Source organism: Burkholderia seminalis, from assembly GCF_001718535.1.
GTDB classification, from domain to species: Bacteria; Pseudomonadota; Gammaproteobacteria; order Burkholderiales; family Burkholderiaceae; genus Burkholderia; species Burkholderia seminalis.
Map to the genome: position 1 here is coordinate 1,090,699 of NZ_CP013398.1, position 23,698 is coordinate 1,114,396.

At 66.8% G+C, this 23,698-nt stretch carries 26 protein-coding genes; 16 read left to right on the plus strand and 10 right to left on the minus strand.

The genetic code is table 11. The annotated features are described in order from the left end of the window. Positions 1-26: 26 nt before the first annotated feature. Positions 27-947 (minus strand): alpha/beta hydrolase, encoded by a 921-nt coding sequence (locus WJ12_RS04920; protein WP_059557121.1) that lies wholly within the window; start codon positions 945-947, stop codon positions 27-29. 218 nt (positions 948-1,165) lie between these two features. Between WJ12_RS04920 and WJ12_RS04925 the strand changes: the two genes are divergently transcribed. The 6 genes from WJ12_RS04925 to WJ12_RS04950 all read left to right on the plus strand — a co-directional run bounded on the left by WJ12_RS04925 (position 1,166) and on the right by WJ12_RS04950 (position 7,484). Further along, the gene (locus tag WJ12_RS04925) at positions 1,166-2,200 is read left to right on the plus strand and encodes a methionine ABC transporter ATP-binding protein (RefSeq protein WP_034187436.1); all 1,035 of its coding nucleotides are present in this window, start codon (positions 1,166-1,168) and stop codon (positions 2,198-2,200) included. Then, positions 2,190-2,843, plus strand: a complete 654-nt coding sequence (locus tag WJ12_RS04930) for a methionine ABC transporter permease (protein WP_006486982.1) — start codon at positions 2,190-2,192, stop codon at positions 2,841-2,843. The genes WJ12_RS04925 and WJ12_RS04930 overlap by 11 nt, the downstream gene beginning before the upstream one ends. Positions 2,844-2,871: 28 nt before the next feature. Further along, complete coding sequence (locus WJ12_RS04935) at positions 2,872-3,666, plus strand: MetQ/NlpA family ABC transporter substrate-binding protein (RefSeq protein WP_034187437.1); 795 nt, start codon at positions 2,872-2,874, stop codon at positions 3,664-3,666. Between the two features lie 227 nt (positions 3,667-3,893). Then, positions 3,894-4,643 (plus strand): electron transfer flavoprotein subunit beta/FixA family protein, encoded by a 750-nt coding sequence (locus tag WJ12_RS04940; protein WP_014897713.1) that lies wholly within the window; start codon positions 3,894-3,896, stop codon positions 4,641-4,643. 16 nt (positions 4,644-4,659) lie between these two features. Next, entirely contained in the window at positions 4,660-5,595 is a 936-nt protein-coding gene (locus tag WJ12_RS04945) for an electron transfer flavoprotein subunit alpha/FixB family protein (RefSeq protein ID WP_059557120.1), read from the plus strand. Between the two features lie 98 nt (positions 5,596-5,693). After that, entirely contained in the window at positions 5,694-7,484 is a 1,791-nt protein-coding gene (locus tag WJ12_RS04950) for an acyl-CoA dehydrogenase (RefSeq protein ID WP_069245550.1), read from the plus strand. Between the two features lie 97 nt (positions 7,485-7,581). Here WJ12_RS04950 and WJ12_RS04955 read toward each other — a convergent pair whose 3' ends face one another. Next, positions 7,582-8,868 carry a D-amino acid dehydrogenase gene (locus WJ12_RS04955; protein ID WP_049034348.1) on the minus strand — a complete coding sequence of 429 codons (1,287 nt, stop codon included), beginning with the start codon at positions 8,866-8,868 and terminating at the stop codon, positions 7,582-7,584. 145 nt (positions 8,869-9,013) lie between these two features. On the opposite strand from WJ12_RS04955, the gene WJ12_RS04960 reads away from it, so the two are divergent. Together WJ12_RS04960 and WJ12_RS04965 are read left to right on the plus strand one after the other, a co-directional pair. Next, positions 9,014-9,502 (plus strand): Lrp/AsnC ligand binding domain-containing protein, encoded by a 489-nt coding sequence (locus WJ12_RS04960; protein ID WP_012492860.1) that lies wholly within the window; start codon positions 9,014-9,016, stop codon positions 9,500-9,502. Between the two features lie 102 nt (positions 9,503-9,604). Further along, positions 9,605-10,771: a PA0069 family radical SAM protein gene (locus WJ12_RS04965; RefSeq protein ID WP_034186455.1), complete on the plus strand. Its 1,167-nt coding sequence runs from the start codon at positions 9,605-9,607 to the stop codon at positions 10,769-10,771. A 64-nt stretch (positions 10,772-10,835) separates the two neighbouring features. On the opposite strand, the gene WJ12_RS04970 is transcribed toward WJ12_RS04965, so the two are convergent. Both WJ12_RS04970 and WJ12_RS04975 read right to left on the minus strand, forming a co-directional pair. Further along, on the minus strand, positions 10,836-11,303 hold the full coding sequence (locus WJ12_RS04970; RefSeq protein WP_034186748.1) for an NINE protein: 468 nt from the start codon (positions 11,301-11,303) through the stop codon (positions 10,836-10,838). A 109-nt stretch (positions 11,304-11,412) separates the two neighbouring features. After that, positions 11,413-12,552 (minus strand): PQQ-dependent sugar dehydrogenase, encoded by a 1,140-nt coding sequence (locus WJ12_RS04975; protein ID WP_059560743.1) that lies wholly within the window; start codon positions 12,550-12,552, stop codon positions 11,413-11,415. Between the two features lie 151 nt (positions 12,553-12,703). Between WJ12_RS04975 and rpsP the strand changes: the two genes are divergently transcribed. The 6 genes from rpsP to WJ12_RS05005 all read left to right on the plus strand — a co-directional run bounded on the left by rpsP (position 12,704) and on the right by WJ12_RS05005 (position 16,833). Further along, positions 12,704-12,958, plus strand: coding sequence for a 30S ribosomal protein S16 (gene rpsP / locus WJ12_RS04980; protein ID WP_006476550.1), 255 nt, complete (start codon positions 12,704-12,706; stop codon positions 12,956-12,958). Between the two features lie 42 nt (positions 12,959-13,000). Further along, a complete protein-coding gene (gene rimM, locus WJ12_RS04985; protein ID WP_034186457.1) occupies positions 13,001-13,678 on the plus strand; it encodes a ribosome maturation factor RimM in 678 nt (225 codons plus the stop codon). Between the two features lies 1 nt (position 13,679). Beyond that, entirely contained in the window at positions 13,680-14,474 is a 795-nt protein-coding gene (trmD, locus tag WJ12_RS04990; protein WP_034186458.1) for a tRNA (guanosine(37)-N1)-methyltransferase TrmD, read from the plus strand. 133 nt (positions 14,475-14,607) lie between these two features. Continuing rightward, positions 14,608-15,000: a 50S ribosomal protein L19 gene (gene rplS / locus WJ12_RS04995; RefSeq protein WP_006753174.1), complete on the plus strand. Its 393-nt coding sequence runs from the start codon at positions 14,608-14,610 to the stop codon at positions 14,998-15,000. An 87-nt stretch (positions 15,001-15,087) separates the two neighbouring features. Continuing rightward, complete coding sequence (locus tag WJ12_RS05000) at positions 15,088-15,774, plus strand: CoA pyrophosphatase (RefSeq protein ID WP_034186459.1); 687 nt, start codon at positions 15,088-15,090, stop codon at positions 15,772-15,774. A 120-nt stretch (positions 15,775-15,894) separates the two neighbouring features. Beyond that, on the plus strand, positions 15,895-16,833 hold the full coding sequence (locus WJ12_RS05005; RefSeq protein ID WP_034186460.1) for a CobD/CbiB family protein: 939 nt from the start codon (positions 15,895-15,897) through the stop codon (positions 16,831-16,833). Positions 16,834-16,896: 63 nt separating this feature from the next. On the opposite strand, the gene WJ12_RS05010 is transcribed toward WJ12_RS05005, so the two are convergent. The 3 genes from WJ12_RS05010 to WJ12_RS05020 all read right to left on the minus strand — a co-directional run bounded on the left by WJ12_RS05010 (position 16,897) and on the right by WJ12_RS05020 (position 19,473). Continuing rightward, on the minus strand, positions 16,897-17,214 hold the full coding sequence (locus WJ12_RS05010) for a putative signal transducing protein (protein ID WP_034186461.1): 318 nt from the start codon (positions 17,212-17,214) through the stop codon (positions 16,897-16,899). A gap of 61 nt (positions 17,215-17,275) precedes the next feature. Then, entirely contained in the window at positions 17,276-18,217 is a 942-nt protein-coding gene (gene rsgA, locus WJ12_RS05015; protein ID WP_069245551.1) for a ribosome small subunit-dependent GTPase A, read from the minus strand. Beyond that, positions 18,214-19,473 carry a M48 family metallopeptidase gene (locus WJ12_RS05020; RefSeq protein WP_034186463.1) on the minus strand — a complete coding sequence of 420 codons (1,260 nt, stop codon included), beginning with the start codon at positions 19,471-19,473 and terminating at the stop codon, positions 18,214-18,216. The genes rsgA and WJ12_RS05020 overlap by 4 nt, the downstream gene beginning before the upstream one ends. 117 nt (positions 19,474-19,590) lie before the next feature. On the opposite strand from WJ12_RS05020, the gene orn reads away from it, so the two are divergent. Continuing rightward, positions 19,591-20,211 (plus strand): oligoribonuclease, encoded by a 621-nt coding sequence (orn, locus tag WJ12_RS05025; protein WP_049030222.1) that lies wholly within the window; start codon positions 19,591-19,593, stop codon positions 20,209-20,211. Between the two features lie 16 nt (positions 20,212-20,227). Here orn and mog read toward each other — a convergent pair whose 3' ends face one another. Beyond that, complete coding sequence (gene mog, locus WJ12_RS05030) at positions 20,228-20,845, minus strand: molybdopterin adenylyltransferase (RefSeq protein ID WP_069245731.1); 618 nt, start codon at positions 20,843-20,845, stop codon at positions 20,228-20,230. After that, positions 20,829-21,431: a ribosome biogenesis factor YjgA gene (yjgA, locus tag WJ12_RS05035; RefSeq protein ID WP_272481919.1), complete on the minus strand. Its 603-nt coding sequence runs from the start codon at positions 21,429-21,431 to the stop codon at positions 20,829-20,831. The genes mog and yjgA overlap by 17 nt, the downstream gene beginning before the upstream one ends. Positions 21,432-21,558: 127 nt before the next feature. On the opposite strand from yjgA, the gene pmbA reads away from it, so the two are divergent. Then, a complete protein-coding gene (pmbA, locus tag WJ12_RS05040; protein ID WP_049028856.1) occupies positions 21,559-22,929 on the plus strand; it encodes a metalloprotease PmbA in 1,371 nt (456 codons plus the stop codon). Between the two features lie 96 nt (positions 22,930-23,025). On the opposite strand, the gene WJ12_RS05045 is transcribed toward pmbA, so the two are convergent. Further along, a complete protein-coding gene (locus WJ12_RS05045) occupies positions 23,026-23,526 on the minus strand; it encodes a dihydrofolate reductase (protein ID WP_069245552.1) in 501 nt (166 codons plus the stop codon). Positions 23,527-23,698 lie beyond the last annotated feature (172 nt).

Below are 23,698 nucleotides of genomic sequence, written 5' to 3' on the forward strand. Positions count from 1 at the left end.
CTGACGGGCAGGACGTGCGGGCGCGCTCAGCGTGCCGGCACGCGCGCGTGAATCCACGCGATCAGCGCGTCGATCACGCGGTCGCGATCGAGATCGTTCATCGTTTCGTGGAAACCGCCTTCGTATAGCGTCAGCGTACGATCGGGCGAGCCGACGCGTGCGCCGAAGGCGCGGCTGCCGTCGGGTTCGGTCAGCTTGTCCTCGGTGCCGTGATAGACGAGTACCGGCACGCGCAGCGCGCCGCGGCCGCTTTCGATACGCGCCATCGCGTCGAGAATCTCCGCGCCGGTGCGCGCGGGCACCGCGCCGTGATGCACGAGCGGATCGGCGCGATTGGCCGCGACGACGGCCGGGTCGCGCGACAGCAGCGCCGCATCGATCCTGATCGCCGGGAAGGTCGGCCAGACGCGACTGATGACGCGGCTCACCACGAGCATCCAGCGCGGCACGTCGCGCCCCGGCGCGAGCGCCGGGCTCGACAGCACGAGGCCCGTCAGCACATGGCCGCGGGCCGGCGCACGCTCGATCGCGTAGAGCGCCGCGACCGCGCCGCCCATGCTGTGTCCCATCAGGAACAGCGGCGCATTGCCGCGGGCGGCTTCGGCGACCAGCGCATCCGCATCGTTCAGGTATCCGTCGAAACGGTCGACCCACGCGCGCTGGCCGGGCGACTGGCCGTGCCCGCGCAGATCGATCGCGTGCACGTCGATGCCGGCCGCGTTCAGCCGGCCGGCGAGCGCGGCGTAGCGACCCGCGTGTTCGGCGAGGCCGTGCACGAGCGCGATCGTCGCGCGCGGCGGTGCCGTGCCGTCGCCGGCCGGCCAGCGGTACGACGCCAGTTCGAGCCCGTCCGCGGTACGCAGCCGGCCCATTGTCGGTGCGGGTGGCGACGCGGGCGCGGCGCCGGCGATGGCGGGTGCGGCAGCCGGCGTGGTGGTAGCGGTCATCTGGCGTGTCCCCTGTTGGTTGGCATGGGTGTTCCGGATCATAGTCGCGGCCTTCGCGCGGCGGGCCAGCGGCGCCCCTCTAATTTCGTGTAGTTATGAAAAGATCGAAATCGATTATTAAGTGGAATGAGGGGTTTGCGGTAAAATCGCCGGCTATTCCAGATGCATCGGCGGCCGACTGGCGGGCCAACTCGCCGGCCGGCCGCCGTTTTGTTTACATGATCGAATTACGCAATCTTTCGCAGCGTTTTCCCGGGCCGAGCGGCTGGGTCGAGGCGTTGCGCAACGTCAACCTGACGATCCCGCAGGGCGAGGTGTTCGGCATCATCGGCCGAAGCGGCGCCGGCAAGAGCACGCTCGTGCGCACCATCAACCTGCTCACGCGGCCGACCGAAGGCAGCGTCGTCGTCGGCGGGCGCGATCTCATGCTGCTGCCGGCGGGCGCGCTGCGCGAGGCGCGCCGCGAGATCGGCATGATCTTCCAGCACTTCAACCTGCTGTCGTCGCGCACGGTGTTCGACAACGTCGCGCTGCCGCTCGAGCTGGCCGGTGCGAGCCGTGCCGAGATCGAGGCCGCCGTGCTGCCGCTGCTCGACCTCGTCGGGCTGTCCGCGCAGAAGGACCGCTACCCGTCGCAGATCAGCGGCGGGCAGAAGCAGCGCGTCGGCATTGCCCGCGCGCTCGCGAGCCAGCCGAAGGTGCTGCTGTCGGACGAAGCGACGTCCGCGCTCGATCCCGAAACCACGCGTTCGATCCTCGATCTGCTGAAGCGCATCAACCGCGAGCTCGGCCTGACGATCGTGCTGATCACGCACCAGATGGAAGTGATCAAGCAGGTATGCGATCGCGTCGCGGTGCTCGATGCCGGGCGCGTGGTCGAGGAGGGCCGCGTGATCGACGTGTTCCTGCAGCCGCATCATGAGGTGACGCGCGCGCTGATCGGCGACGTGATCGCGCAGGAACTCCCGCCCGCGCTGAAGGCACGCGTGGCCGAGCGGCTGAAGACGGGCAGCGGGCACCTGCTGCGGCTCGCGTTCACGGGCTCGGGGGTTGACCAGCCGATCCTGTCGGAGACGATCCGCCGGTACGAACTCGATTTCAACATCCTGCACGGCCAGATCGACGAGATCCAGGGGCAGGCATTCGGTTCGCTCGCGGTGCTCGCGGGCGGCGAGCCGGGCAAGGTCGGGCAGGCGCTCGCGTTCCTGCGCGAGCAAGGTGTGGTGGTAGAGGAGCTTTCGTATGTTGAGTGAGATGTTCGATATGTTCGTGCAGTCGTTCTGGGAGACGCTGATCATGGTCGGCATCTCCGGAGCGGTCGGCGCGCTCGTCGGCCTGCCGCTCGGCGTGCTGCTCTACCTGACCGATCGCCAGGGCGTGCTGCAGAACCTCGCGGTGAACCGCGTGCTCGGCGGCATCGTGAATGCCGTCCGCTCGACGCCGTTCATCATCCTGCTGGTCGCGGTGATTCCGTTCACGCGTCTCGTCACGGGTTCGTCGATCGGCACGGCCGCGGCGGTCGTGCCGCTGACGCTCGCGGCCGCGCCGTTCATCGCGCGTCTCGTCGAGACGGCGTTGCGCGAAGTCGACCGCGGGCTGATCGAGGCCGCGCAATCGATGGGCGCGACCACGTCGCAGATCGTCTTCAAGGTGCTGTTGCCCGAATCGCTGCCGGGCGTCGTCGCGGGCCTGACGATCACGTTCGTGTCGCTGGTCGGTTACTCGGCGATGGCGGGCGCCATCGGCGGCGGCGGGCTCGGCGATCTCGGGATCCGCTACGGGTACCAGCGCTATCTGCCGGAAGTGATGTGGACGGTCGTCGCGATCCTGATCGTGTTCGTGCAGATCGTCCAGTCGTTCGGCGACTGGCTCGTGCGCCGGCTGAGCCACAAATAAGATCAAACCGGTCCGTAAGGGGGACACGATGCAACGACGTTTCATGCTGAAGTTCGCGGCGGCACTGGGTGCGGCCGCACTGTTCGCGGGCGCGCACGCGCAGGCCGAAACCATCAAGGTGGGCGTGACGGGCGGACCGCACGCGCAGATCATGGAAGTGGTGAAGAAGGTCGCGGCGAAGAGCGGCCTCGATATCCGTATCGTCGAATTCTCCGATTACGTGCAGCCGAACGCCGCGCTCGCGTCGGGCGACCTCGACGCGAACAGCTACCAGCACGATCCGTATCTGCAGGCGCAGGTGAAGGATCGCGGCTACAAGCTGATCAAGGTCGCGGATACCGTGACGTTTCCGATGGGCATCTATTCGAAGCGCGTGAAATCGCTGGCCGAACTGAAGCCGGGCGCGCGCGTCGCGGTGCCGAACGACCCGACCAACGGCGGCCGCGCGCTGCTGTTGCTGCAGAAGCAGGGGCTGCTGAAGCTGCGCGCGGATGCGGGGCTGAAGGCGACGCCGCTCGACATCGTCGACAATCCGCGCAAGCTGAAGATCGTCGAGCTCGATGCGGCGCAGATTCCGCGCTCGCTCGGCGACGTCGACGCGGCCGCGATCAACACCAACTACGCGATGGAAGCGGGGTTGAAACCGAATCAGGATGCGATCGCGATCGAGGGCCCGAACGGCCCTTACGCAAACATTCTCGCGATTCGCGACGCCGACCGGAACAAGCCGTGGGTCGCGAAACTGATCGCGGCCTATCATTCGGCCGACGTGAAGCAATTCATCGAGGGCAAGTTCGGCGGGGCGGTCATCGCCGCCTGGTGACGGGCGGAGGACGGACGCCCGGCGGGATTAGAGTCGATGATCGAAAACCCGGGCTTTGCGTCCGGGTTTTTTCTCTTTTAAAATAGAACGACCGTTCGCTATCATTGGCGCGTCGCCAAGAAGCGGTATCCTCGACAGCCACGATGGATGGGTCCGCTTGGCCGCGCAGTCATGAGGCCTCGCTATAGAATGGCCTCTGGTCGTATTCGTAACTTTGGAGCGTGTGCATGAAAATCCTGGTGCCAGTGAAAAGAGTGGTCGATTACAACGTGAAGGTCCGCGTGAAGTCGGACAACACGGGCGTCGACATCGCGAACGTGAAGATGTCGATGAATCCGTTCGACGAAATCGCCGTTGAAGAAGCCGTGCGCCTGAAGGAAGCGGGCGTCGCGACCGAAGTGATCGCGGTGTCGGTGGGCGTGACGCAAGCGCAGGAAACGCTGCGCACGGCGCTGGCGATCGGCGCGGATCGCGCGATCCTCGTCGAATCGAACGACAGCGTCGAGCCGCTGGCCGTCGCGAAGATCCTGAAGGCGCTGGTCGACAAGGAGCAGCCGCAGCTGGTGATCCTCGGCAAGCAGGCGATCGACGACGATTCGAACCAGACGGGCCAGATGCTGGCCGCGCTGGCCGGCCTGCCGCAAGCGACGTTCGCGTCGAAGGTCACGATCGCGGACGGCAAGGCAACGGTTGCACGCGAAGTCGACGGCGGCGCGGAAACGCTGTCGCTGACGCTGCCGGCGGTCGTGACGACCGACCTGCGCCTGAACGAGCCACGTTACGTGACGCTGCCGAACATCATGAAGGCGAAGAAGAAGCCGCTGGAAACCGTGAAGCCGGAAGACCTCGGTGTGGACGTCGCGCCGCGTCTGAAGACGCTGAAGGTGGTCGAGCCGCCGAAGCGCGCGGCCGGCGTGAAGGTGCCGGACGTGAAGACGCTGGTCGAGAAGCTGAAGACCGAAGCCAAGGTGCTGTAAGAGGGAGCGGAAAGAAATGACGATTCTGGTGATTGCAGAACACGACAACGCGTCGATCAAGGCCGCGACGCTGAACACGGTGGCGGCGGCAGCGAAGATCGGCGGTGACATCCACGTGCTGGTCGCGGGCCACAATGCACAAGCAGCGGCCGACGCGGCAGCGAAGATCGCAGGCGTGTCCAAGGTGCTGCTGGCCGACGCGCCGCAACTGGCCGAAGGCCTGGCGGAAAACGTCGAGGCAACCGCGCTGAACATCGCGAAGGACTACTCGCACATCCTCGCGCCGGCCACCGCGTACGGCAAGAACATCGCGCCGCGTATCGCCGCGAAGCTGGACGTCGCGCAGATCTCCGACATCACGGCGGTCGACAGTGCCGACACGTTCGAGCGCCCGATCTACGCAGGCAACGCGATCGCGACGGTGCAGTCGAGCGACCCGATCAAGGTCATCACGGTGCGTGCGACGGGTTTCGATCCGGTGGCAGCGGAAGGCGGCAGCGCAGCGGTCGAGAAGATCGAAGCGGCGGCGGATGCCGGCAAGTCGCAGTTCGTGAGCCGTGAAGTGACGAAGCTGGACCGTCCGGAGCTGACGTCGGCGAGCATCATCGTGTCGGGCGGGCGCGGTCTGGGCAGCGGCGAGAACTACACGAAGGTGCTGGAGCCGCTGGCCGACAAGCTGTCGGCGGCACTGGGCGCATCGCGCGCGGCAGTCGACGCCGGCTACGTGCCGAACGACTACCAGGTCGGCCAGACCGGCAAGATCGTCGCCCCGCAGCTGTACATCGCGGTCGGCATCTCGGGTGCGATCCAGCATCTGGCCGGCATGAAGGATTCGAAGGTGATCGTCGCGATCAACAAGGATCCGGAAGCGCCGATCTTCAGCGTGGCCGACTACGGCCTCGTCGGCGATCTGTTCTCGCTGGTGCCGGAGCTCGTGAGCGAGCTCGGCTGACGCGGCGTGACGCTTCAGCGTTAAGCACACGGGAAAAGGGGCGCGCCGAGCGCCCCTTTTTTTACGCCATTGACAAAAGAGAGAAGAGGAGACGCGCCATGAGTTATGTCGCCCCCGTCAAGGACATGCTGTTCGTGCTGAAGGAACTCGCGGGCATCGACGCCGTCGCGCAGTTGCCGGGCTTCGAGGATGCCGGTTACGACACGGCGCAGGCCGTGCTCGAGGAGTCCGCGAAGTTCTGCGGCGAGGTGCTGGCGCCGCTGAACGTCGAGGGCGACCGCCACCCGAGCAGCTGGAAGGACGGTGTGGTGAGCGCGACGCCGGGCTTCGGCGACGCGTTTCGCCAGTTCGTCGAAGGCGGCTGGCAGGGGCTGCAGCATCCGGCCGAGTACGATGGCCAGGGGCTGCCGAAGCTGATCGCGACGCCGTGCATCGAGATGCTGAACGCCGCGAACCTGTCGTTCGCGCTGTGTCCGCTGCTCACCGACGGCGCGATCGAGGCGCTGCTGACGGCCGGCACCGACGAGCAGAAGCAGCGCTACGTGCCGAAGCTGATTTCCGGCGAATGGACTGGCACGATGAACCTGACCGAGCCGCAGGCGGGCTCCGACCTCGCGCTGGTGCGCTCGCGCGCCGAGCCGCAGGGCGACGGCACGTACAAGGTGTTCGGCACGAAGATCTTCATCACGTGGGGCGAGCACGACATGGCGGACAACATCGTCCACCTGGTGCTGGCGCGCACGCCGAACGCGCCGGAAGGCGTGAAGGGCATCTCGCTGTTCATCGTGCCGAAGTTCATGGTCAACGCGGACGGGTCGCTGGGCGCGCGCAACGACGTGCACTGCGTGTCGATCGAGCACAAGCTCGGGATCAAGGCGAGCCCGACGGCGGTGCTGCAGTACGGCGATCACGGTGGGGCGATCGGTTACCTCGTGGGCGAGGAGAACCGCGGCCTCGAATACATGTTCATCATGATGAACGCGGCGCGCTTCGGCGTCGGGATGCAGGGGATCGGCGTGGCGGACCGCGCATACCAGAAGGCGGCGGCATTCGCGAAGGAGCGCGTGCAGAGCCGCCCGGTGGACGGCTCGGCCAGGCAGTCGGTGACGATCATCCATCACCCGGACGTGCGGCGGATGCTCGGCACGATGCGCGCGCTGACCGAAGGCGCGCGGGCGCTGGCGTACGTGGCGGCGTCGCACAGCGACATGGCCCACCGCCATGCGGACGAGGCGACGCGGGCGCGTCATCAGGCGATCTACGAGTATCTGGTGCCGGTGGTGAAGGGCTGGAGCACGGAGATGGTGAACGACGTGGCGAGCCTGGGCGTGCAGGTGCACGGCGGGATGGGCTTCATCGAGGAGACGGGCGCGGCGCAGTACTACCGCGATGCGCGGATCCTGGCGATCTACGAAGGGACGACGGCGATCCAGGCGAACGACCTGGTGGGCCGCAAGACGATGCGCGACGGGGGCGCGGTGGCGAAGGGGCTGCTCGCGGAGATCGACGCCACGGTGGCGGCGCTGGGCAAGCTGGACGGTGCGGCGGCCGCGTCGATGAAGGTACGGCTGGAGAAAGGTGCCCGCGCGCTGGCATCGGCGGTGGATTACGTGGTGGCGAACGTGAAGCAGGACCCGAACGCGGTGTTCGCGGGGAGCGTGCCGTACCTGAAGCTGGCGGGCGTGGTGCTGTGCGGGTGGCAGATGGCGCGCGCGCTGGTGGCGGCGCAGGCGAACCGCGCGAGCGACCCGGCGTTCTTCGATGCGAAGATCGCGATCGCGCAATGTTATGCGGAGCATATTCTCGTGCAGGCCGGTGCGCTCGAGGCGTCGATCGTCGGCGCGAAGGGCAACGAGAGCGTGCTCGCGTTGACGGAAGACCAGTTCTGACCGCGAGCAACGCCGTCGACGCAACGAAAAAGGCGCCCGAGGGCGCCTTTCCTTTTCCTTTTGCCGCCGGCCGGCCCGTGTTGCGGGCCGTCGCGGCTCAGGCGTAGGCCGGGCGCGTCTGGCCGGCCACGTCCTTCAGGTAGCGATGCACCGACAGGTCGTCGGCCTGGATCGCGGGCATCTTGCCCGAGATCAGGTCGGCGAGCAGTTGGCCCGAGCCGCACGACATCGTCCAGCCGAGCGTGCCGTGGCCGGTGTTCAGGAACAGGTTCGACACCGGCGTGCGGCCGACGATCGGCGTGCCGTCCGGCGTCATCGGGCGCAGGCCCGTCCAGAACGTGGCCTTCGACGTGTCGCCGCCGCCCGGGAACAGGTCGTTGACGCACATCTCGAGCGTTTCGCGGCGCGCGGCGCGCAGCTTCTTGTCGAAGCCGACGATTTCCGCCATGCCGCCGACACGGATGCGCTGGTCGAAACGCGTGATCGCGATCTTGTAGGTTTCGTCGAGCACGGTCGACACCGGAGCGGCCGCTTCGTTGACGATCGGCGCGGTGATCGAATAGCCCTTCAGCGGATAGACCGGGATCTTCATCAGGTTCGAGATGAAGTTCGTCGAGTACGAGCCGAGCGCGACGACGTATGCGTCCGCGCGCACCGTCTCGCTGCCGCACTGCACGCCGGCGATCTTGCCGCCCGCGATCGCGAGCGCATCGATCGGCGTGTTGTAGCGGAACTTGACGCCGAGCGATTCGGCGAGCGCGGCCAGGCGCGTCGTGAACAGCTGGCAATCGCCCGTTTCGTCGCCCGGCAGGCGCAGGCCGCCCGTCAGCTTGTGCGAGACGGCGGCAAGCGCCGGTTCGGCATTCTTCAGTTCGGCCGGCGACAGCAGTTCGAACGGCACGTTCGCTTCCCGCAGCACCGCGATGTCCTTCGCCGCGCCGTCGAGTTGCTGCTGCGTGCGGAACAGTTGCAGCGTGCCGCCCGTGCGGCCTTCGTACTCGATGCCCGTATCGGCGCGCAGCGCCTGCAGGCAGTCGCGGCTGTATTCGGCGAGGCGGACCATGCGGCCCTTGTTGACCGCATAGCGCTCGGCCGTGCAGTTGCGCAGCATCTGGTACATCCACTGGAGCTGGAAGCGCGTGCCGTCGAGGCGGATCGCGAGCGGCGCATGCTTTTCGAACATCCACTTGACGGCTTTTAGCGGCACGCCGGGCGCGGCCCACGGTGCGGCATAACCGGGCGAGATCTGGCCTGCGTTCGCGAAGCTCGTCTCGAGCGCCGGGCCGGCTTCCCGGTCGATCACGGTGACTTCATGGCCGGCGCGTGCAAGGTAATACGCGCTTGCCACGCCCACTACACCACTGCCCAGAATGACGACTCGCATAGCTGCTCCAGATGGAAGGGACCAGATCGAGGCCGGGCGCGTGTGCGGCTCCGTGTAACCTCTAGCTGATCTAGTTTTTTGCGCTATGGTATTGTCGAATGTGTAGGTTTTGTTATCGTATTTTTCAGGTTTTCAGCATAAACAAATGAGAACGCAACGTCAGCCCGTACGCTCGCTCGACAAGCTCGATCGGCGCATCCTGAAACTGCTCCAGGACGACGGCCGGATGGCGATGAAAGACCTCGCGGAACAGGTCGGACTGACCGTCACGCCGTGCATCGAGCGCGTGCGTCGCATGGAGCGCGACGGCGTGATCACCGGCTATCACGCGCGGGTCGACCCGGGTCAGCTGGGGGCCGCGCTGCTGGTGTTCGTCGAGATCACGCTTGGCCACAAGGGCGGCAACATGTTCGAGCAATTCCGCCGGGAAGTGATGAAGATCGACGAGGTGCTCGAATGCCATCTGGTTTCCGGCGATTTCGACTACCTGATCAAGGCGCGGATCGGCGAGATGGCCGACTACCGGAAGCTGCTCGGCGACATCCTGCTGCAACTGCCGGGCGCGGTGCAGTCGAAGAGCTATGTCGTGATGGAGGAAATCAAGGAAACGCTGACGATTGCCGTCGGCGAGTGACGCGTCGGCAGCCTGTTGTCGAGCCCCTTATCCCGTGCTTGGCATGCTGCGCCCAATACTGTATAAATGTACAGTATTGGGCGCAGGCGAAGGGGTGGGCATATGGACGATCGGTCCGACAACGAATTTCCGGTAGCGCCGCCCGTGCCCCGCAAGGGGCGCGGTGCGGTCGACAACCTGCAGGGGCGGTATGAAATCGCGCAGCGCGAAGCGGTCGACGACGGCTGGACGCACGAGTCGGACGATGCCGACTTCCCCGCGCCGCTGCGCACGCAGGTGTTCGAGGAGCGTGCGAAAAGCATCCTGACGCACAACCAGTCGCCTGATATTCCGTTCAGCGTATCGCTCAACCCGTATCGCGGCTGCGAGCACGGTTGCATCTACTGCTTCGCGCGGCCGACGCACAGCTATCTCGGCCTGTCGCCGGGGCTCGATTTCGAAAGCCGCATCTACGCGAAGGTCAACGCGGCCGAGCTGCTCGAGCGCGAGATTTCGCGCAAGCGCTACGTGCCGGAGCCGATCGCGCTCGGCGTCAACACCGACGCGTACCAGCCGGTCGAGCGCGACCTGCGCATCACGCGCAGCGTGATCCAGGTGATGCACGATCGCGGGTTGCCGTTCGCGGCGATCACGAAATCGTCGCTGATCGAGCGCGATCTCGACCTGCTCGCACCGATGGCCGAGCGCGGGCAGGTGATGGCGGCGGTCACGATCACGACACTCGATGCCGATCTCGCTCGTACGCTCGAGCCCCGCGCGGCCACGCCGGCGCGACGGCTGCGCACGATCCGCGCGCTGCGCGACGCGGGCGTGCCGGTCGGCGTGAGCATTGCGCCGGTGATTCCGTTCGTGACCGAGCCCGACATGGAGCGCGTGCTCGAAGCGTGCGCGGAAGCCGGCGCGACGCACGCAAGCTACATCATCCTGCGGCTGCCGTGGGAGGTCGCGCCGCTGTTCAAGAACTGGCTCGCCGCGCATTTCCCCGACCGCGCGGAACGCGTGATGAACCGCGTGCGCGACATGCGCGGCGGCAAGGACTACGACGCGGATTTCTCGAAGCGGATGAAGGGCGAGGGGATCTGGGCGGACCTGTTGCGGCAGCGCTTTCGCCAGGCCGTCAAGCGGCTCGGGTTGAACGAGCGCACGAACGGCATTCTCGATCTGTCGCAGTTCCGCGGTGCGCCGGCCGCGGTCGCGCCGGTGCCGCGTGTTGCCGGACGTTCGGCCGGTGCGAAGCCACGCGACGACATGCAGTTGAATCTGTTCTGATACGCGAGCAAGGCCGCCGCGTGCCGGCACCGGGCGAGGGCCCTCGGCGCCGCGTCCGTCGTGCTTACTGCGAAATCTGCTTCGCGGCTTCGACCTGCGATTCGAAATACGTCTGGAACGACAGCGCGAGTGCGGTCATCAGCAGGAACGCGCCGATCAGCAGCGAGAAGATCACGACGAAGATCACGGTCCAGCCCGACTTGCTGTGCTTGCCGGTGTCCGCGTTGAATTGCGCATCCCATTTTTCGTCAGGGCGCAGCCCGTAGACGAGTGCGGCGAGGAATGCCGCCAGCAGCGAGATCGCGCCGGGTATCGCGAGCCACCAGCCGAGGCCGGCAGTGCGTTGGGTCGCCGCAAGCAAAAGGAAGCCCGGGATGCCGACGATCGTCGCAAGCAGGTGCGCCCAGCCGTACACGTCGCGCAAGCCATACAGATAGAAGCGGTGCGCGCCGAGCGAACCGAACAGGAACGCGAGGGCGGCAGTGAGCGTCTTGGAGCGGAAGCGGCGGGACGGTGCGGTGCTGCTGGACATGGATGGCGGCGGATGGTCGTTGGCATGGGCGGTCGGCGGGCCGGCGCGGGCGCGCGGCCCGGCACGCATTCTACGATGCCCGGTCGGGCCCGGTCACCCCTTGCCTGCGTCAAGGTGCCGCATAGGTCACGCGGTAGATGGCGCCGGCGTAATCGTCGCTGACGAGCAGCGAGCCGTCCGGCAGCGGCAGCACGTCGGCCGGGCGTCCCCATACCGTGCCGTCGGGGCGCAGCCAGCCCGTGACGAACGGCATCTGCTGCGCGTGGTTGCCGTCCGCCGACACGATCACGCGCATCACGCGGTAGCCGACCTTCGTGCTGCGGTTCCACGACCCGTGTTCGGCGATGAACACGTTATTGCGATACGACGCCGGAAACATCGGCCCGGTATAGAAGCGCATGCCGAGCGCGGCGACATGCGCGCCGAGTTTCAGGACGGGCGGCGCGTAGCGGCGGCACACGCCGGCGCTGCCGAATTCGGGGTCGGGCGTATCGCCGCCATGGCAATAAGGAAAGCCGAAGTCGAGCCCGGCGCGCGGGGCGCGATTCAGCTTGTCATCGGGTACGTCGTCGCCCATCAGGTCGCGCCCGTTGTCGGTAAACCACAGCTCGCCCGAATCGGGATGCCATGCGAAGCCGACCGTATTGCGTACGCCGCGCGCGACCACCTCGCGTTCGCTGCCGTCCGCCTTCATGCGCGCGATGATCGCGTAGCGGCTGCGATCGGCGAGGCAGGCATTGCACGGTGCGCCGGTCGGCACGTACAGCTTGCCGTCGGGGCCGAACGCGATGAATTTCCAGCCGTGATGATGTTCCGTCGGTAGCGCATCGGTCACGACGACGGGAGCGGGCGGTCGGGCGAGCCGATCGTCGACATGATCGACGCGCAGGATCCGCGATACGGCGGATATATAGAGGGCGCCATCGCGGTAGGCGACGCCGACGGGCATGTCGAGCCCGGAGGCGATCACGTAGTGCGCGGTGATCCGGCCCTCGGGCATCGCGAACGCGTGCACGCGGCCTTCGCGTGTGCCGACATACAGGATGCCGCGGGGCGACCAGGCCATTTCGCGCGCGGCCGGTACCGTGTCGGTCAGGATTTCCACGTGGAAGCCGGGCGGGACGACGAGTTCACTCACCGGCAACGGCGCGGCAAACGCCGGTGCGGACGCGAGGCTGGCAAGGCCGGCGAGCAGCGCCGTGAAACGGTTCTGCGCGCGGCGCGTCGAGGCAGCGGGAAGGGGCGGCATGACGGCGGGAAACGTCCTGGACACGACGATTGTATGCCCGCCCGACAGGCCGCCCGCGGAATTTTGCGCGTAAGTGTTTGTTGTACCTCTGGTTTCCGGCTATAATCGCGTGTTTCAGTAGTTTCGAACCCGGTTTTCCGAAGGACATCATATGGTTATCATCCGTCTGGCTCGTGGCGGCTCGAAGAAGCGCCCGTTCTACAACATCGTCGCTACCGATTCGCGCAACCGTCGTGACGGCCGCTTCATCGAGCGCGTCGGCTTCTACAACCCGGTCGCCACGAAGGGCGAATCGCTGCGTATCGCTCAGGATCGCCTGACGTACTGGCAAGGCGTTGGCGCGCAACTGTCGCCGACCGTCCAGCGTCTCGTGAAGGAAGCGCAAAAGGCGCAACCGGCTGCCTAACATGGCACGGTGTGCCGGTCGTGCCGGCTGTGAGGTGCATTGATGGCGGGTCACGATTCCGGTAATGCAAGGCGCGGGCGTGCGTCATTCGGCGCGTTCGTCCGCAAGCCGGTCGAGCGCGACGCTGTCGCGAGCGCCGGTGAGGCTGCCGAGCAAGGCGGTCTCGAAGCGACGCAAGCCTGGCCCGACGACGCAGTCGAGGTCGGGGCGGTAGTCGACGCCTACGGCCTGAAGGGCTGGGTCAAGGTGGCGACGCATGCCGACGCCGGTCGCGGCGGCGATGCATTGCTCAACGCGCGTCGCTGGTGGCTGGAGCGCGGTGCGGAGCGGCTTTCGGTCCGCATCATGCAGTCGAAGACGCACAGCGACACCGTCGTTGCGCAACCCGCGGGCGTCAGCGACCGCGATGCCGCACTCGCGATGCGCGGCTTTCGCGTGTTCGTGCGCCGGGAAGATTTCCCGGCACTGGCCGCGGACGAATTCTATTGGGTCGACCTGATCGGTCTCGATGTCGTCAACGAGCAATCGGTGGCGCTCGGGAAGGTGAGCGGGATGATCGACAACGGCGTGCATTCGATCATGCGTGTCGAGTATCCGGCGACCGGCAAAGACGGTCAGCCGACCACCGACGAACGGTTGATCCCGTTTGTCGGCGTATACGTCAAAACGGTGGATCAGGCGGCGCGTCGGATCGTCGTCGACTGGGAAGCCGATTACTGAAATGAACCAGGTAACCGAGAGCGCGGTGCAGTTCGACGTCGTCACGCTCTTTCCCGAGATGTTCCGTGCACTGACCGACTGGGGCATCACCAGCCGGGCCGTCAAGCAGGGGCGCTTCGGGCTGCGCACCTGGAACCCGCGTGATTTCACGACGGACAACTACCGCACGGTCGATGATCGTCCGTACGGCGGCGGTCCGGGCATGGTGATGCTGGCGAAGCCGCTCGAAGCCGCCATTGACGCCGCGAAAGCGGCGCAGGCGGAGCAGGGCATCGCGAGCACGCGTGTCGTGATGATGTCGCCGCAGGGCGCGCCGCTCACGCATGAGCGTGCCGTGCGGATGGCGCAGGAGCCCGGTGTCGTCGTGCTGTGCGGCCGCTACGAAGCGATCGACCAGCGTCTGCTCGACCGGTGCGTCGACGAGGAAATCAGCCTCGGCGATTTCGTCCTGTCGGGCGGCGAACTGCCGGCGATGGCGATGATGGATGCCGTCGTGCGGCTGCTGCCCGGCGTGCTGAACGATTCGTTGTCGGCCGTGCAGGACAGTTTCGCCGACGGCCTGCTCGATTGCCCGCACTACACGCGCCCCGAGGAATACCATGGCGTGCGCGTGCCGGACGTGCTGCTCGGCGGGCATCATGCCGAGATCGAGCGGTGGCGGCGGCAGGAAGCATTGCGGAATACGTGGCGGAAGCGGCCGGACCTGATCGTCCGGGCGCGCCGCGAGAAGTTGCTGAGCCGGGCCGACGAGGCGTGGCTTGCGAACCTCGCACGCGAAGCGAAGGACGCCTCCTGAGGCGGCTGCGCGAGCGGGAATTGGCGGTGCCGTGCATGCGTGTGCGGTGCCTGATGTGAATCCATCCTCTATCGGGGCCAGGCCTGGAAGCAGGCGGGTACCAACGCCGACACGATGGCATAAGGAGTCAGTAATGAATCTGATCGCAAAACTTGAGCAGGAAGAGATCGAGCGCGCGCTCGCCGGCAAGACGATCCCCGAATTCGCCCCGGGCGACACGGTGATCGTGAACGTGAACGTGGTTGAAGGTAACCGCAAGCGCGTTCAGGCTTACGAAGGCGTCGTGATCGCGATTCGCAACCGTGGTCTGAACTCGAACTTCATCGTCCGCAAGATCTCGTCGGGCGAAGGCGTCGAGCGTACGTTCCAGACGTACTCGCCGCTGCTGGCAAGCATCGTCGTGAAGCGTCGCGGCGATGTGCGTCGTGCGAAGCTGTACTACCTGCGCGAGCGTTCGGGCAAGTCGGCTCGTATCAAGGAAAAGCTGGTGTCGAAGGATCGCGCCGCAGCAGCTTCCCAAGAGTAAGAGCTGTAAGGAAAAAGCACCCACCCGGGTGCTTTTTTCATTCTGGCGCGACAATATGCTCGATACGACACGAACCCGAGAGCCCCATTGAATCGCCGCCCCATCATCGATCCCGAAGTCCTGCCGGTCGAAGGCACCGGTGCCGGCCTGCCTGTCATCGATCCCCCGCTGATGACGCCGTCCGGCTTGCGCGAACGTTTCGCGCGTACGCTCGACTGGAGCGTCGAGCCCGGCGAGGCGAGGCTGCAGGAGGGCGTCGATCCGCGCAGCGCGGCCGTCCTCATGCCGCTCGTCGTCCGCGAGTCGGGCCTGACCGTGCTGTTGACCCAGCGTGCCGACCACCTGAACGACCACGCCGGGCAGATCAGCTTCCCCGGCGGCCGTCGCGAGACGTTCGATCGCGATGCAACGGCCACCGCGTTGCGCGAGGCGAAGGAAGAGATCGGGCTGGCCGCCGAACGGGTCGAGATCCTCGGTGCGCTACCCGACTACCTGACCGGCACGGGCTTCTGCGTGACGCCGGTGGTCGGCCTCGTGCATCCGCCGTTCACGGTGCAGGCCGATACGTTCGAAGTCGCCGAGATTTTCGAAGTGCCGCTCGCGTTCGTGATGAATCCCGCGAACCATCAGGTCCGCGTGTTCCGCTGGGAAGGCGGCGAGCGTCGTTTTTTTGCGATGCCCTATCCGAATGGCGAACCGGGCGGGCATTACTTCATCTGGGGCGCAACTGCCGGCATGTTTCGCAATCTCTACCGCTTCTTGGCCGCCGGCTAGGCGCATGCACCGGCCGGCGCGCGCGGCCGGCCGCCGGGCGACCGCGCCGGCAGCCATGCGGGGCTGGCGCTGTGCTATCGTTATGCAAAAAATGACATAACTCCGAAGACGGCGCCACGCATGACTTTCTTTTCGGTTCTCCTCGCCCTCATCATCGAACAGGTCCGCGCGTTATCACCGAGCAATCCGGTGTTTGCGCTGTTCCAGTTTCATGCGGAAACCGTTGCGCATGGCCTCGACGCCGGCAAGCAGAAGCACGGCATCCTCGCCTGGCTCGCGGTCGTGCTGCCGTGGGTGCTGATCGTCGCGCTGATCTATTTCCTGCTGTACAAGGTGAGCTTCGTGCTCGCGTTCCTGTGGAACGTCGTCGTCGTGTATTTCACGCTCGGCTTCCGCCAGTTCAGCCACTACTTCACCGACATCCACCTCGCGCTCAACAACGACGACGTGCCGCGTGCGCGCGAAATCCTCCGTGAGTGGACGGGCATCGACACGGTCGACATGCCGGTCGGCGAAATCGTCCGCCATACGCTGATTCATGCAGTTGTCGCGTCGCATCGCCACGTGTTCGGCGTGTTCTTCTGGTATGTGCTGCCGATCGGCCCGGCCGGCGCCGTGCTGTACCGGATTTCCGAATACCTCGCGCGCAGCTGGTCGACGCCGGGCGACGACCGCACGGCCGCGTTCTCGACGTTCGCGCAGCGCGCGTTTTTCGTGATCGACTGGATTCCCGCGCGATTGACCGCGCTCGGCTTCGCGATCGTCGGCAATTTCGAGGATGCGATCTACGCGTGGCGCAATCACACGCGCCAGTGGCCCGACCCGAACGACGGCGTGCTGCTCGCCGCCGGCAGCGGGGCGCTCGGCGCGCGTCTCGCGGGGCCGCTCGCGGAGCCGTCGAGCCTCGATGCGCTGGCGGTCGGCGACAGCGGTCCGTTGACGGTCGGAGACGATTGCACGCCGCGGACGCTGCAATCGGCGGTCGGCCTCGTCTGGCGTGCGGTGATCCTGTGGATGATCCTGCTGCTGATGCTGACGCTCGCCGTCTGGGTGTCGTGACGTCGCACGGCGGGATCCGATGAAAGAACAAGGCCGGCTCGATGCCGGCCTTGTCGCTGTGGGTCAGTCGTCGCGCGGATCGCGCACGGCGCCGCATTGCCAGCACGCGGTGAACTGGGCCTCGAGCGCTTCGCCGCACTGCCGGCAAAACCAGGGCGCGGCGCCGGCCGACGGGCCGTGCGAGGCGGCATCGAGGAGCCGGCGCGCGAGGGCGCCGTCGCGTTCGTCGTCGAGCCACAGCTCGGGCGTGCACGCATCGGCCGGCAGGCCGCCGAGCGCGCCAGTCGCGTAGCAGTTATGCAGCTCGCAACCGACGCCGGCCACCTGAAGCACGTTGGCCCAATGTTGCGCGGTCGCGAGATCGGGTGCCTTGAAACGCATCGCGGCTCCTGTCGATGAAGGCCGGCCCGGGCGTGCCGGCCGGCCCCGCGCGCGCTCGCGCTCAGCGGACGATCTGGCTCGCCTCGTGCACGAGCTGGGCGTACAGCGCATGCCGCGACGGCGCGATACGGCCGTCGGCGACGGCTTCGAGAATCGCGCAGCCGGGCTCGTGCAGATGATGACAATTATAGAAACGGCAATCCGCGAGCAGCGGCCGGAACTCCGGAAACGCGCGCTCGAGGCGGCCTTCCGTCAGGTGGTAGAGGCCGAATTCCTGGAAACCCGGCGAATCGATCAGTGCACCGCCGCCTTCCAGCGGGTAGAGGCGCGTGAACGTCGTCGTGTGGCGGCCGCTGTTGAGCGCGGCCGAGATCTCGCGCGTCGCGGCTTCGGCATCGGGGACGAGCAGGTTCACGAGCGTCGACTTGCCCATCCCGGACTGGCCGAGCAGGATCGTCGAGTGCCCGGCGAGATGCGGCATCAACTGCGCGCGCGCGTCGTCGGGCGAGCCCTTCACCGACAGCTCGAGCACGTCGTAGCCGAGCGCGCGGTACGGCGCGAGGCGCTCGCGTGCGACCGGCAGCGCGGCCTCGACGTCGATCTTGTTCAGCACGACCAGCGGCTTCAGCTCGTTCGCCTCGGCCGCGATCAACGCGCGGCCGAGCAGGTCCTCGCTGAAATAGGGCTCGGTCGCGAGCACGATCAGCAACTGGTCGAGGTTGGCCGCGAACAGCTTCGACTTGAACTGGTCGGAGCGGTACAGCAGATTGCGCCGTTCGCCGATCTCGACGATCACGCCCTGGTCGGCCGATGCGAGTTCGTACACGACGCGGTCGCCGACCGCGATGTCGCTCTTCTTGCCGCGCGGGAAGCACTGCAGCATCGGGCCGCCGTCGTCGGGTGCGACGATGTAGTGGCGCCCGTGCGCGGCGATCACGCGGCCTTCGACCCGTTGCGCGTTCGACGAGCGCGGGGCCGGCTTGCGGGACGTCGGGCGGCTCATGCGTGTTGCAGCAGGCGGTCGATCCGCTGCGACGCAGGCGGATGCGAGTAGTAGAAGGCCGTGTAGACGGGGTCGGGCGTCAGCGTCGACGCGTTGTCCTCGTAGAGCTTCACGAGCGCGCTGACGAGATCCTGCGCGTCGGTCTGGCTGGCCGCGAACGCGTCGGCCTCGAATTCGTGCTTGCGCGACGTAAGGCTGCTGAACGGCGTCGCGAAGAACAGGAATACCGGAATCGCGAGGAAGAACAGCACGAGCGCGGCGCCCGCGTTGCTGGTGTCGAGCGACGGCGTGACGCCGAGCCCGGTGTAGAACCACGTGCGTTGCGCGAGCCAGCCGAGCAGCGCGAGCAGCACGAGGCTCAGCACGAACGACACGAGCATCCGCTTCATCACGTGGCGGCGCTTGAAATGGCCGAGCTCGTGCGCGAGCACGGCCTCGATTTCCTGGCCGGACAGGCGCGCGAGCAGCGTATCGAAGAACACGATCCGCTTCGATGCGCCGAAGCCCGTGAAGTACGCATTGCCGTGCGCGGAGCGGCGGCTGCCGTCCATCACGAACAGCCCCTTCGCCGCAAAACCGCAGCGCTTCATCAGCGACTCGATGCGCGTGCGCAGTGCGTCGTCCTTCAACGGCTCGAACTTGTTGAAGATCGGCGCGATGAAGGTCGGGTAGATCAGCAGCACGAGCATCTGGAACGCGACCCAGACGATCCAGGTCCACAGCCACCACAGGCTGCCGGCCTGGTTCATCAGCCACAACACGACGAACAGCAGCGGCAGGCCGAGCGCGGCGCCGAGCAGCGCGTTTTTCAGCATGTCGGTGAAGAACAGCCGTTTCGTCATGCGGTTGAAGCCGAACCGTTGCTCGACCCCGAACTGCCGGTAGTACTCGAACGGGACGTCGATCACGCTCGTGATCACGAGCACCGCGGCGACGAGCGCGACCTGCTGCCCGTAGCCGCGGCCGAGCCAGCCGGTCAGCAGCGTATCGAGCGCGCCGACGCCGCCGAGCAGCGTGAGGCCGACCAGCACGGCCGCGCTGACGACGATCTCGAGCATCGTCAGCCGGGTGCGCTCGACCGTATAGTCGGCCGCGCGCTGGTGGGCGGTCAGCGGGATGGTCGCGCTGAACTGCGCGGGCACGCCGTTGCGGTGCGCCGCGACGAAGCGGATCTGCCGCGACGCGAGCCACAGCTTGGTGACGACCATCGCGAGTACGGCGATCGCGAACAGCAGGGTGAATGAAAAGGGTGACATCGAAGGCGCCAAAGGGTTCTATGCGAGAATTATATGTTCTTGCGGGCCGGCCCCGCTGATGCGATGCCGGCCGCCCGGGCGGCGCCGCGCGCCGTCCGCCATTTTCCAGGATGACTCATGACCGATACCGCCGCTTCCGCCAGCCAGCCCGCGCTCGTGCGCAACGAGTTGAACCTCGTCTGGCTCGACATGGAGATGACGGGCCTCGACCCGGATAACGACCGCATCATCGAGATCGCGGTCGTCGTGACCAATTCCACGCTCGACATCGCGGTCGAAGGCCCCGTGTTCGCGATCCACCAGAGCGACGAGACGCTCGCGAAGATGGACGACTGGAACAAGTCGACGCACGGGCGCTCGGGCCTGATCGACCGCGTGCGCGCGTCGACCGTGACCGAGGCGGAAGCCGCCGCGCAGTTGCAGGCGTTCCTTGCGCAGTACGTGTCGCCCGGCAAGTCGCCGATGTGCGGCAACTCGATCTGCCAGGACCGCCGTTTCATGGCGCGCTGGATGCCGGAATTCGAGCGGTTCTTCCACTACCGCAATCTCGACGTCAGCACGCTCAAGGAGCTGTGCCGCCGCTGGCAGCCCGCGATCTACAAGGGTTTCCAGAAGCGTGCGATGCATACGGCGCTCGCGGACATCCACGAGTCGATCGACGAGCTGAAGTACTACCGCGAGCATTTCCTGATTCCGGCCGCATCGGCGCCGGCAGGCGAATCCGCGCCGGCCGCCTGAGCGGGCCGGCGCGCGGTCAGCGCGGCGCCCGCTGCGCGCTTTTCGGCCGGAACGCCGCGACCACCGCGGCGTCGGTCTCGACGTACGGGCCGCCGATCAGGTCGATGCAGTAGGGCACCGCGGCGAAGATGCCGGGCACGGTCGACTTGCCGTCGGCATCGCGCAGCCCTTCGAGCGTTTCCCGGATCGACTTCGGCTGGCCCGGCAGGTTGATGATCAGCGCCGCATGGTCGGCCGTCTCGCGGATCACCGCGACCTGCCGCGACAGGATCGCGGTCGGCACGAAATTCAGGCTGATCTGCCGCATCTGTTCGCCGAATCCCGGCATTTCCTTCGTCGCCACGGCCAGCGTGGCCTCGGGCGTCACGTCACGGCGTGCGGGGCCCGTGCCGCCGGTCGTCAGCACGAGGTCGCACCCCGCGACGTCGACGAGCTCGGCGAGCGTGGCGGAAATCGTCGGCGCATCGTCCTGGATCAGGCGCGTTTCGGCGCGCCACGGCGACGTGAGCGCGGCGCCGAGCCATTCCTGCAGCGCCGGAATGCCTTTGTCCTCGTAGACGCCCGTGCTCGCGCGGTCGCTGATCGACACGAGGCCGACGACGAGTTCGTCCGGGTGGTTACGCTTCGTCGTCATGGTCGTCTTCGGTGTCGTCCGGCGCATCGTCACCCGCGTCGGGCGAGCCGCTCGCGGTCTTGATCCACTGGAACAGCTCGCGGAAATAGCGCGGCGGCTTGCCTTGCTGCGCTTCCTTGCGCGCGTTGCGGATCAGCGTGCGGCCTTCCTGGATATCGGCTTCCGGGTGCTGGCGCAGGAATTCGGTCAGCGCGTCGTCGCTGGCGAGCAACTGGTCGCGCGTGCGTTCGATCCAGTGCAGGCGGGCCGTCGCGGCCTTGTTCACGCCGCGTTGCGCGTCGAGTGCGGTGCGCAGTGCGGCCGTTTCGTCGTCGGTCAGCGAGCGCATCACGCGGCCGACGTACTGGAGCTGGCGGCGCTTGCCTTCGTGATCGGTGATCCGGCGTGCCTCGCGAACGGCGTCCGCGAGGTTTTCGGGCATCGGCATGCGCTTCAGTGCGTCTTTCGGCAGGTCGACGAGCGCCTGGCCGAGCACCTGCAACTCGTGCATCTCGCGCTTCAACTGGGATTTGCTGGGGCGATCGTAGCCGTTGTCGTCGTCTTCGACGGCATGCTCGATCGGCTGGATTCGGGTTTTGCGTGTCATGGGCGGCATTGTATCGCGGCGCGGACACCCCAAGCTTGTCTGTGTCCGGCCCCGGACCTTGCTATGATCGCGGGATACGCAACATTTTGACCATGCGGGCGCCCGCCCGCCACCGGATACCAAGACGATGGCAGCCAATCTCGACGTACAAGCGCGCTATTTCCCGCACACGCAGGACCAGCTCAAGGAAATCGCGTCGGACATCCTTCGCCATGCGAAGGCGCTCGGCGCGTCGGACGCCGCGACCGAAATCTCCGAAGGCGACGGCCTGTCGGTATCGGTGCGCCGCGGCGAAGTCGAAACGATCGAGCACAACCGCGACAAGATGGTCGGCGTGACGGTGTTCATCGGCAAGAAGCGCGGCAACGCGAGCACGTCCGATTTCTCGCCGGCCGCGATCAAGGATACCGTCGCCGCCGCGTACAACATCGCGCGCTTCACGGCCGAGGACGAGGCAGCCGGCCTCGCCGAGGCCGAACTGCTCGAAACCGACCCGCGCGATCTCGATCTCTACCACCCGTGGGCGCTGACGGCCGACGACGCCGTCGAACTGGCCCGCCGCGCGGAAGACGCCGCCTTCGCGGTCAGCCCGCAGATCCGCAATTCGGAAGGCGCGAGCGTGTCGGCGCAGCATTCGCAGTTCGTGCTCGCGACGTCGCGCGGCTTCCTGTCCGGCTACCCGTACTCGCGCCACTACATCGCCTGCGCGCCGATCGCGGGCAGCGGCCGTCACATGCAGCGCGACGACTGGTATTCGTCGAAGCGCAGCGCGATCGATCTCGCGGCGCCCGAGGCGGTCGGCCGCTACGCGGCCGAGCGTGCGCTCGCGCGGATGGGCGCGCGCCGCCTGGACACCCGCAAGGTGCCCGTGCTGTTCGAGGCGCCGCTCGCGGCCGGCCTGCTCGGCGCATTCGTGCAGGCCGTGAGCGGCGGCGCGCTGTACCGCAAGACGTCGTTCCTCGTCGACAGCCTCGGCAAGCCGGTGTTCGCGCCGCACATTCAGGTCGTCGAGGATCCGCACGTGCCGCGCGCGATGGGCAGCGCGCCGTTCGACGAGGAAGGCGTGCGCACGCGCGCGCGCAGCGTCGTGAAGGACGGTGTCGTCGAGGGCTACTTCCTGTCGACCTATTCGGCACGCAAGCTCGGCACGCAGACCACCGGTAACGCGGGCGGGTCGCACAACCTCGCGCTGCGCAGCTCGAACACGCAGGCGGGCGACGACTTCGAAGCCATGTTGAAGAAGCTCGGCACGGGCCTGCTGCTGACCGAGCTGATGGGGCAGGGCGTGAACTACGTGACGGGCGACTATTCGCGCGGCGCGGCGGGTTTCTGGGTGGAAAACGGCGTGATCCAGTATCCGGTCGAGGAAATCACCGTCGCGAGCACGCTGCAGGAAATGTTCCGGCACATCGTCGCGATCGGTGCCGATTCGATCGTGCGCGGTACGAAGGAAACGGGCTCGGTGCTGATCGAGCAGATGACGATCGCGGGGCAGTAAGCGAGGCGCGGCGTCAGCCGCCCGCCCTCCAGCGAAAAAGCCCGACCGGCGGCAAGCCGGTCGGGCTTTTTTGATCGCGTGCGGCCGCGTACCGCGTCAGCCGCGCTTGCGTTCGTAGACCACGAACGCATAACCGAACGTGTTCGGCGCGGCAGCCTGGTGCGCATCGCGCGACACTTCCTGCCAATGTGCGGGATCGGGCGCGGAGAACGACGCGTCGCCGTCGAAGTCGGCGTCGATCTCGGTGACGACCAGCTTGTCGGCGAGCGTGAGCCCTTCCGCGTAGAGTTGCGCGCCGCCGATCAGGAATGCCTCGGGTACGCCGTCGCGCGCGGCGAGCGCCAGCGCATCGGCGAGCGACGTGACCGTGTCGCAACCGTCGAAACGGCGCGCCGCATCGCGCGTGACGACGATGTTGCGGCGGCCCGGCAGCGGCCGGCCGATCGATTCGTGGGTCTTGCGGCCCATCACGATCGGCGCGCCCATCGTCGTGCGCTTGAAGAACGCGAGATCCTCGGGAAGTTTCCAGGGCAACTGGTTGTCGCGGCCGATGATGCCGTTGCGGGCACGCGCGACGATCAGGGTCAACGTCGTCATGAAGGTCGGGGAAGAGGAAAACCGGAATGGCGCCGATTCTACCGGAACGGCGGCACGCATCGCCTTTCGCGTGCTGCGCGCCGCGACGCTCGATGCATGGCGTCGCGGCGACGGACCGAATAAAAAGAGTGCCCGCCGGGGGACGGAGCACAAAACCTTGCCGTGTCGCGGG